Origin of the sequence: Gilliamella sp. BG7 (assembly GCF_046635565.1) — a bacterium.
GTDB classification, from domain to species: Bacteria; Pseudomonadota; Gammaproteobacteria; order Enterobacterales; family Orbaceae; genus Gilliamella; species Gilliamella apicola_P.
In genome coordinates this window covers 1-8,412 of record NZ_JBIDFB010000023.1, presented here as the reverse complement: position 1 = coordinate 8,412, position 8,412 = coordinate 1, and the positions used below count along the sequence as shown (strand labels likewise).

Genomic DNA, 8,412 nt, shown 5'->3' with positions numbered 1-8,412 from the left:
TATCCCCATATCATAAAAATAACCTCTGTTTGCACTTGTAGCATTGCTATTGTTGGGCAAGGTGTGGGTGGGTTCTGTTTTTCATATAAACACTTTTTTGTTCCGCCAGTTAAACTTTGTGCTAATAACTACCTCCGAAGAGCTGGCTACCATTAAAAAAAACTCGTTTTTTTTAATAAAAAGGTTAAAAATTACTTGCGTTGATACATCAACGTGATATAATAATATTCATAGAGTTAATTAAACAAATGAATGAAAGGAAAATAAAATGGCAAACAGAGGAATTAATAAAGTTATTTCAGTGAATAATTCAGGTGAATTTTCAGTAAATATTTCTATCCAAGATCTTTACATTGAGGTTTCGGATTTGAATAAAGAAATCGGGATTGAAGAACCTCTTTTAGGTTCGATTCAGGTTAATACTTTTTTTATATATAATAACATCTATTATGGTTTTAGTTTTCAAACTTCTAATACTTTTGATGCGGGTGGAGTGAATCCAAAATTAGTAGTTTATAAAGAAGGAAATGAATATCAAGAATTTGTTAACTCTATAGCCGACGAAAAAAAATTAGATTTTTGGGAAGCAGAAGAATTAACTAGTAAATTTTTTGAAATGTTGGCCATAGAAGAAAATATTCAAAATTTGTTTGATTCATATGTTGAAGAAAATTATGAAACTCAACCGTATGGTGGTTTGGATGCTAACTCTTTGTCTAATTACCTTGAAGCCAAGAAAATTTAGACACTTAATAATTAGGAGTAAATTATGAGTAAAGCTAAGCTTACAACAGCAAGCATACTTGCTTTTGAACGTAGTATCGATGTTTCAGATGCGATCTTTGCACAGCAAAATAGTGATGATATTAATATATCTCCTGTTAAGTTAACCGAAAAATCAATACGAGGTACTATTTCAAATCGTCTTAAAAAAAAGATAGCAGATGATCCAGCAAAATTAGATGTAGAAATACAAAAGGCTAATTTGCAAAAAATTGATGTTGCTACTTTGGATGCTGATAAAGATACCTTGGTCGTTAAATGGAGTTGTAAAGTGTTACCTTTTTTAGGTAACCCTTCAATTTGTAATAATATGGAATATCGGAAAAGATTACAAGAAACTGCTCAGGATTATATTCGACAACAAGGAATGTCAACATTAGCTAAACGTTATGCTATTAATATTTTGAACGGACGTTGGTTATGGCGTAATCGTATGGCGGCAGAGCAAATTAGTATTTCAATTACTTGCAAGGATGCTGAAAAACCAATGGTCGAAGTCAGTGATGTTAAACAATATCAACTAAACTCATTTGATTATGATGATAAATCAGTAAATGATCTTGCTACACTGATTGAGGTAGGATTATGTGGTAAAGAGTTTGTCATTTTTAATGTTGTAGCCAAACTAAAAATGGGTTTAGGACAGGAAGTTTATCCATCTCAGGAATTGATTTTGGATCCAGTTAACGGTAAGAGTAAAGTTTTGTATGAAAAAAATCGGCAAGCAGCAATGCATTCACAAAAAATTAGTAATGCCATTCGAACTATCGATACATGGTATGAGGATAATGCTCAATTTCCGATAGCAATAGAACCATATGGATCCGTAACTAACATGGGACATGCTTTTCGTCAGCCAAAAGAAGAATTGGATTTTTATTCATTATTTGATGATTGGGTTTTAAAAGATGAAGCTCCATCAGTTGACCAACAACATTATGTGATTGCGGTATTAATTCGTGGTGGTGTCTTTGGTGCGAGTGGTAAGGAGTAAATAATATGCTCTCACATTATTTTGAATTGCGAGTTATATCTCAAATAGAGATAACCGAGGTGGAAGTAATTAATCAAGTAATGCAATCATTACATCAGATTTTGGTTAATCAGAAAGGAAATATCGCAATTAGTTTTCCTTGTTACAAGTTACGAAAAACAGTAGGCGGAGTAATTCGCCTATTTGGTAGCGAGCAAGAATTGCAAAAAATAAAAATAGACATACAGCAAAAATCATCAATTAGTGATTATGCTTTATTGACATCTGTTGCAAAAGTACCGTCGACAATAAAAGGTTATTTACGGTTCAGACGATTTAATCCTAAAAATAAGAGTTCTTTGAGACGTGCTGAAGAAAGGTTAACAGCACAAGGTAAATGGACACCTGAAGTGAAAAATAGGCTTATTGAAAAGTGGGGAAACGGTGATTTGCAATACCCATATTTTCATTTGAATAGTAAAAGTACAGAACAAAGATTTATTTTGTGGTTAAAGCGAGAAAAATGTTCAGAGCCAGTACAAGGTATATTTAATAGCTATGGGTTAAGCCAAACTGCCACTGTTCCTGATTTTTAAATCATTAACCCTTTTTTTGGGGAGTTTTTTAACATATTGATTATTATTAATATTAAAATGTACTCAAAAAAAGGGTAAAAAATAGGGAAAAGTGCAGTATGCTCTTTTACAAAAAGAAACCATTGAGATAGAACTCACCTTTAATGTCGAGTAGGCAGTTTAGAAATAATGCTACAGCGCTTGATGCCCTGATTGAAACTTTAATGTCGAGTAGGCAGTTTAGAAATTAGGATTAGCAAATATGAATAATGAAAAAGTCTTTAATGTCGAGTAGGCAGTTTAGAAATATTAAATTCTATTTCTTTAAAATAAGATTGACTTTAATGTCGAGTAGGCAGTTTAGAAATATTAAATTCTATTCAAAATTAAATTTGTTGACTTTAATGTCGAGTAGGCAGTTTAGAAAGTATAGGCAGTTTAGAAAATGTAAAGTTAAACCTTTAATGTCGAGTAGGCAGTTTAGAAAATATCAAACAGTAATTTAAAACCAAATCAACACTTTAATGTCGAGTAGGCAGTTTAGAAAGAATAAATCAGTATCTGAGGCATTAAGCTGTTCTTTAATGTCGAGTAGGCAGTTTAGAAATGAATATTTCTTTTTCTTGCAATACAGAGATTCTTTAATGTCGAGTAGGCAGTTTAGAAATTTCATGGAACACGATCCTCAACAATGGTTAGCTTTAATGTCGAGTAGGCAGTTTTAAAATGTTGCGTTGATGTATCAACGGTGATATAATATTCAATACTACGTAAGTAGTTTAATGTATATATCATTCTGTAGCTAAAAATAGCTGATAAATTAGTTGATTTTAAATAAGTAACTTAAAATGAGGTAGTTATGATAATTACACACTCAAATAAATTTTTAACACCAAAAAGTAAGGTTGTAGGTTGTCTGTTTAATTCTAGTTTAGATGTACCTGATTTCCTGATTAGTTCAAACTGTGTAACACAATCTAGAAAATTTTGGGCTAACCCTTCTTCTGCCGCTTATTACAAAGAAGCAAAAGAAATGGCTGAAAAAGCAAATATGGATGGAGTGGATGGTAGTGATTTTCCTAATTTTGTTGACGGTTACACAAAACAATTATTTTTAAGGACTAATGTTGGTTATATAGTGCATTCACCATTAACATCATGTGCACTAATTGATGAATTTTCAACAAAAGCTAGAGCATTTAATAAAGTTTTATTAGATAAATATCTTGAGTATAAAGAGTATTTAGAGTACATGAAAAATAAAGATCCGAAAGCTCACAGTGAAATGAAACCAGCAAAATTTTTTGGGGCAGGGTATTTTTCACATAGAATACAACCTCGTGGTGTCACCTTAGGTAATCGTGGTGAATTAGCTGTAGCGCATGGCGGCGAGTTTTTGATAAAAACAAACCCGTTTTTGGGGTGTTTCAGAAGAAACAAAGAAATTATGATTGATTTGGATGAGAATAAAAAATATCTCTATTTTTATGGAACACTAAATGACGCTAATTTTAACTCTGGGTTTATATCATCTGGATTGCCAGCGTTAACCGCTATCGGTGGAATGATTGAATCTGTTGAATTAAAATTAAATTATGATGAGGCAATACCATTTGCGTTCGGATTGAAAAATTGTCAAGAATCGAAAGGAGGGAAACTCGGATTAAGCCTGAAAAAGGGAGCTTTTACTCCACACTTAGCATTAGAGGAAAAAAAAGGCTCTTTAGATTTTGTTATTGTTCTAGATGTTACTAACTTTAATAGTGATGATATTATTGCTGAATTGATGAGGGTGAAGAGACTGGCAGGAGGGGTAATATTTGATTATCATTTTTCTAATGAAGCTATAGATGAAGATAGCAACTATTTTTTCATTAGAAGTTTTAAATCAAGAATGCAAAAAGCAATTGATAGTAAAGATGTTATTAATTATATTATAACTCATCGTTTACACCCTATTGCATGTGGTTACGCAATACTCCAGCAACCGAATTTTAAAGATGGAGTGAGAGTTGACAAAGCTAATAATCAATACCTTCATGCGTTCTCCGAAACTTTATTTATACCTATTCGATTAAGCAAACGTCTTGATTCTAAATCTTTTTTTAAAAGAAAAATTTATAAAAATTGCACTGTTTATGTTTAACTAATATTTGCTAGAATCTAGCTAACTAGTTATCTTTCTATGACCACTGGGTAAGTGGTCTATGGATGCAAAACTATATTTTATTGTTGAATATAAATATTTTAAATATTGTGTAGAGAATTTAAAAACATCTTTGTTGATATATCATCATGGTTGAGAAATGGATAATAATTTTTTATTTAATAGATTTTTACAGCTAACTAAATTATATAAAAATAATGATTTGGTTAGTAAGATATTTGAACTTGGCGGTTTTAGCTGTGTTACTAAAAACCAGATAAACCGCTGGTCAAAAATAAATCCTCAAACGTCGAACTATCAAGAATTTCCTGATTGTGCATTTGCGGCATTTATTCGTGGATTGCTGAATTATGTTAGAATAAAACAGTCTCAAGGCGTTGATGTATTTAATTTTGATAATGATTTCACTGAAAGTATCATAACAATGTTTTTTAATTATCGAGATGATAAAGCCTGCGAGGGCGTGAAAGTATTTAACTTTGATATATAATCTTAAAAAAGAGAATAATATGTTTAGTTTGCGAAAAGTTTCTCGGTTTGAATATGTTCTCCTGATGCGATCTGTTGTAAAGATATATGAAAAAGCATTAAAAAAGAAAAGAGAAAAATAAGTGAATAAAAAGATATGTAACTTTTTTTGGGGCATTTTCCTGCGGAAATCGGGCTATATTTTTACTAGCTTCAGCTAGTAAAAACTCAAACCTGCGGTTTTCGCCCATACGGGTAACTATCCCTATGCCATCCCCTCACTTGACCTCTTGAGACCATTTCTGCGATTGTTCCTTTTGAGTTATTCGACTGTTCATTATAACAAGTCTGATTAAAATGAAAGTGTCGTTCCTCAAATCCTCACTCGGTTCCTCTCTTCGTTCGGACTGCGACTTGCGGTTTATCACTTTCATTTTAATCTGTTCGACTTGTTGTCATTCACTTTGTCGAAGAACTCAAGGAAACAATCTTCATCAAAAAAATGTCTCTCGTTGATTCGGGGCAGGTCAAGGTCAAGGGCGTCTCAGAATCTAAGGAAATAATCATTTTTTTGCAAAAATTCAATCCTTTTTTTTGTAATTTAAATTATTTTTTTTCAAAAAAATATAATATATTACTTTCGTTGATGTATCAACGTGATATAATAATATTCATAGAGTTAATTAAACAAATGAATGAGAGGAAAATAAAATGGCAAATAGAGGAATTAATAAAGTTATTTTAGTTGGTAATTTAGGTAAAGATCCCGAAGTTCGTTACATGCCTAATGGTAACGCAGTTACGAATATTAGCATTGCAACATCGGAAACATGGAAGGATAAACAAACTAATGAAAATCGTGAACGCACTGAATGGCATCGAGTTGTTATATTTGGCAAATTAGCTGAAATTGCTGGCGAATACTGTAAAAAAGGCTCACAAGTTTACCTCGAAGGACAATTACAAACTCGAAAATGGCAAGATCAGTCAGGACAAGATCATTACACAACAGAAGTTGTAGTCAACCCAATTGGTGGTATTTTACAAATTCTAGGAACACGCAATGGTGGTGAAAACATGAGGGATGGTTCACAAAATACACCTGCACAGCCTGTGGCTACCTCAGAACAACCAGAGGATTTTGATGACGGTATTCCATTCTAGAGTTCACCTGAGATCTATTCTGTAAAGAATATTAAAAGAGGATTTAAATATGACTACATTAACTATCAATAAATATGATCTAGCAAATAGATTTGGAATGGGTGATGAATTTAGTAAGAATTTTGTTAGTAATTTGTTTGAAAAATATGCAGATGTTTTATTTGTTCCGAAAGTTTCTATTGATATTGTTGACTTTAATAAAACTGTTCGCATGCGAACAGTTATTTTTTTTCAATGCATTTCATTTAAAGTAAGGAAATATCAGAATCTCAGAAAATAATTATTTTTCCAGTAATTTAAATTCTTTTAAAAAAATAATATATCACTTGCGTTGATAAAGCAACTACAATATAATGTTATCAACAAGTTAAGGTTAGCTTGTTAATTTTAATCAAATTTATATCTACTACTTAGGAGATTTTTTTATGAACACTATCCTCCCAAAAATCAATTATCAGAATTGGTTACTAAATTATCTAACAAATTTAAAATTAAAAATTAAGTCGCATAAATACTCAATTGATTACTCTAATAACTATATTGATGAATTATGCGAAGAGTTGTTAGATCGTGGTGGATTTAATGAAAGCTGCGGACATTGGGAAAGTGTAACAGCAGAACAGGCATCGCAAGAAAGTTTTAAACTTTGGTTAGAAGATTATTTTGAAAAGAATGAAACAATGAATATTAATGAAACATTAGAACAACATCGGATCTGGGTTGAAAGTTTTCACAAAAATGGAGTTAGAGCTGATTTACGAGGTGCTGATCTGCGAGGGGCTAACTTGTGGGATGCTAACTTGCAAGATGCTAATTTGCAAGGGGCTAACTTACAAGATGCTAACTTACAAGATGCTTACTTGAAAAATGCCGACTTGAAAGATGCTGATTTGCGAGGTGCTAACTTGTGGGATGCTAACTTGCAAGATGCTGATTTGCGAGGTGCTAACTTGCAAGATGCTTACTTACAAGATGCTAATTTGCAATATGCTGATTTGCAAGATGCTGATTTGCAAGGGGCTAACTTGAAAGATGCTGATTTGCAATATGTTATTTTGGAAAAATCTAACTTGCAAGGGGCTAACTTGAAAGATGCTTATTTGCAAGGGGCTAACTTGAAAGATGCTTATTTGCAAGGAGTTAACTTGCGAAGTGCTAACTTGCGAAGTGCTAACTTGCAAGGAGCTAACTTGCAAAATGCTGATTTTTGGATTGCTAACTTGCAAGATGCTAATTTGCAAGGGGCTAACTTACAAGATGCTAACTTACAAGATGCTTACTTGAAAAATGCCGACTTGAAAGATGCTGATTTGCAAGGGGCTAACTTGTGGAATGCTGATTTGAAAAGTGCTATCTTAACAGGTGCTAACTTACAAGAAGCTGACTTGCGAAATGCTGACTTGCGAAGTGCTATCTTACCAGAAAAAACATTTATAATTACAGGTGAGAAATATTTTATATCAATCTGCAATGGCAAATATGTTAGAGCTGGTTGTCAATCGCATTTTATTAATGATTGGCGTCAATTTAGTAAGGAAAAAATAGCTGAAATGGACGGTAAACATTCATTAAAATTTTACCCTATTTTATTAGATATTATCGATTTTTATTGTGGGAATGGTGAACGTCCAGCTTGGTTAAACAATGAAAATTGATTGTGATATTAAAGATATCCTTGTTAATCTAAACAATTTTTTTAAAAATATAAAATATTTCTAGCGTTGATATATCAACGGCGGTATACTGTTATCAGTAAGCTAAGATTAGCTTGCTGATTTTAATCAAATTTATATCTACTACTTAGGAGATTTTTATGTTGACGGTTTAAGTTGGAGTGAAAAAAGAATGTTGGCATTTCATTGTTGTGAGATAGACAAAAATTTATGTAATATTTTGTATGGAATACAAAGGGATGAGGGGGATTTTGAGTTAAAAATTGTAGGGAATGATTTTTTAGAATTTCAATCAATCAATCAATTGATTTGTTAATTTATGGGAGGTTTAAAGCGTTTCTTTTGTGTTAATTATTTTATTATAACCATTGTTCGCATGCGAACATTTCCTTTTTTTTATTTTACTGGGCATTTTTTCTATGAAAAATCGGGCTATATTTTTGCTAGCTGAAGCTAGCAAAAACTCAAACCTGCGGTTTTCGCCCATACGGGTAACTATCCCTATGCCATCCCCTCACTTGACCTCTTGAGACCATTTCTGCGATTGTTCCTTTTGAGTTATTCGACTGTTCATTATAACAAGTCTGATTAAAATGAAAGTGTCGTTCC

General features: G+C 32.2%; 8 protein-coding genes and 1 CRISPR repeat array. All 8 genes read left to right on the top strand.

All coding sequences use genetic code 11. The features are described from left to right. The first annotated feature begins 268 nt into the window (after nt 1-268). Nucleotides 269-745 (top strand): hypothetical protein, encoded by a 477-nt coding sequence (locus ACGH49_RS10780; RefSeq protein ID WP_411589369.1) that lies wholly within the window; start codon nt 269-271, stop codon nt 743-745. Nucleotides 746-769: 24 nt separating this feature from the next. Then, entirely contained in the window at nt 770-1,777 is a 1,008-nt protein-coding gene (csy3, locus tag ACGH49_RS10775; protein ID WP_411589368.1) for a type I-F CRISPR-associated protein Csy3, read from the top strand. A gap of 5 nt (nt 1,778-1,782) precedes the next feature. Next, complete coding sequence (gene cas6f / locus ACGH49_RS10770; RefSeq protein WP_411589366.1) at nt 1,783-2,352, top strand: type I-F CRISPR-associated endoribonuclease Cas6/Csy4; 570 nt, start codon at nt 1,783-1,785, stop codon at nt 2,350-2,352. Between the two features lie 138 nt (nt 2,353-2,490). Then, a CRISPR array of direct repeats spans nt 2,491-3,058; the repeat unit is 28 nt; unit sequence CTTTAATGTCGAGTAGGCAGTTTAGAAA. Between the two features lie 132 nt (nt 3,059-3,190). Further along, on the top strand, nt 3,191-4,477 hold the full coding sequence (locus ACGH49_RS10765) for a hypothetical protein (protein ID WP_411589365.1): 1,287 nt from the start codon (nt 3,191-3,193) through the stop codon (nt 4,475-4,477). Between the two features lie 160 nt (nt 4,478-4,637). Further along, nucleotides 4,638-4,988, top strand: a complete 351-nt coding sequence (locus tag ACGH49_RS10760; protein ID WP_411589364.1) for a hypothetical protein — start codon at nt 4,638-4,640, stop codon at nt 4,986-4,988. A gap of 689 nt (nt 4,989-5,677) precedes the next feature. After that, on the top strand, nt 5,678-6,130 hold the full coding sequence (ssb, locus tag ACGH49_RS10755; RefSeq protein WP_411589363.1) for a single-stranded DNA-binding protein: 453 nt from the start codon (nt 5,678-5,680) through the stop codon (nt 6,128-6,130). A 49-nt stretch (nt 6,131-6,179) separates the two neighbouring features. After that, the gene (locus tag ACGH49_RS10750) at nt 6,180-6,410 is read left to right on the top strand and encodes a hypothetical protein (protein ID WP_411589362.1); all 231 of its coding nucleotides are present in this window, start codon (nt 6,180-6,182) and stop codon (nt 6,408-6,410) included. Nucleotides 6,411-6,555: 145 nt separating this feature from the next. After that, nucleotides 6,556-7,785 carry a pentapeptide repeat-containing protein gene (locus ACGH49_RS10745; RefSeq protein ID WP_411589361.1) on the top strand — a complete coding sequence of 410 codons (1,230 nt, stop codon included), beginning with the start codon at nt 6,556-6,558 and terminating at the stop codon, nt 7,783-7,785. Nucleotides 7,786-8,412 lie beyond the last annotated feature (627 nt).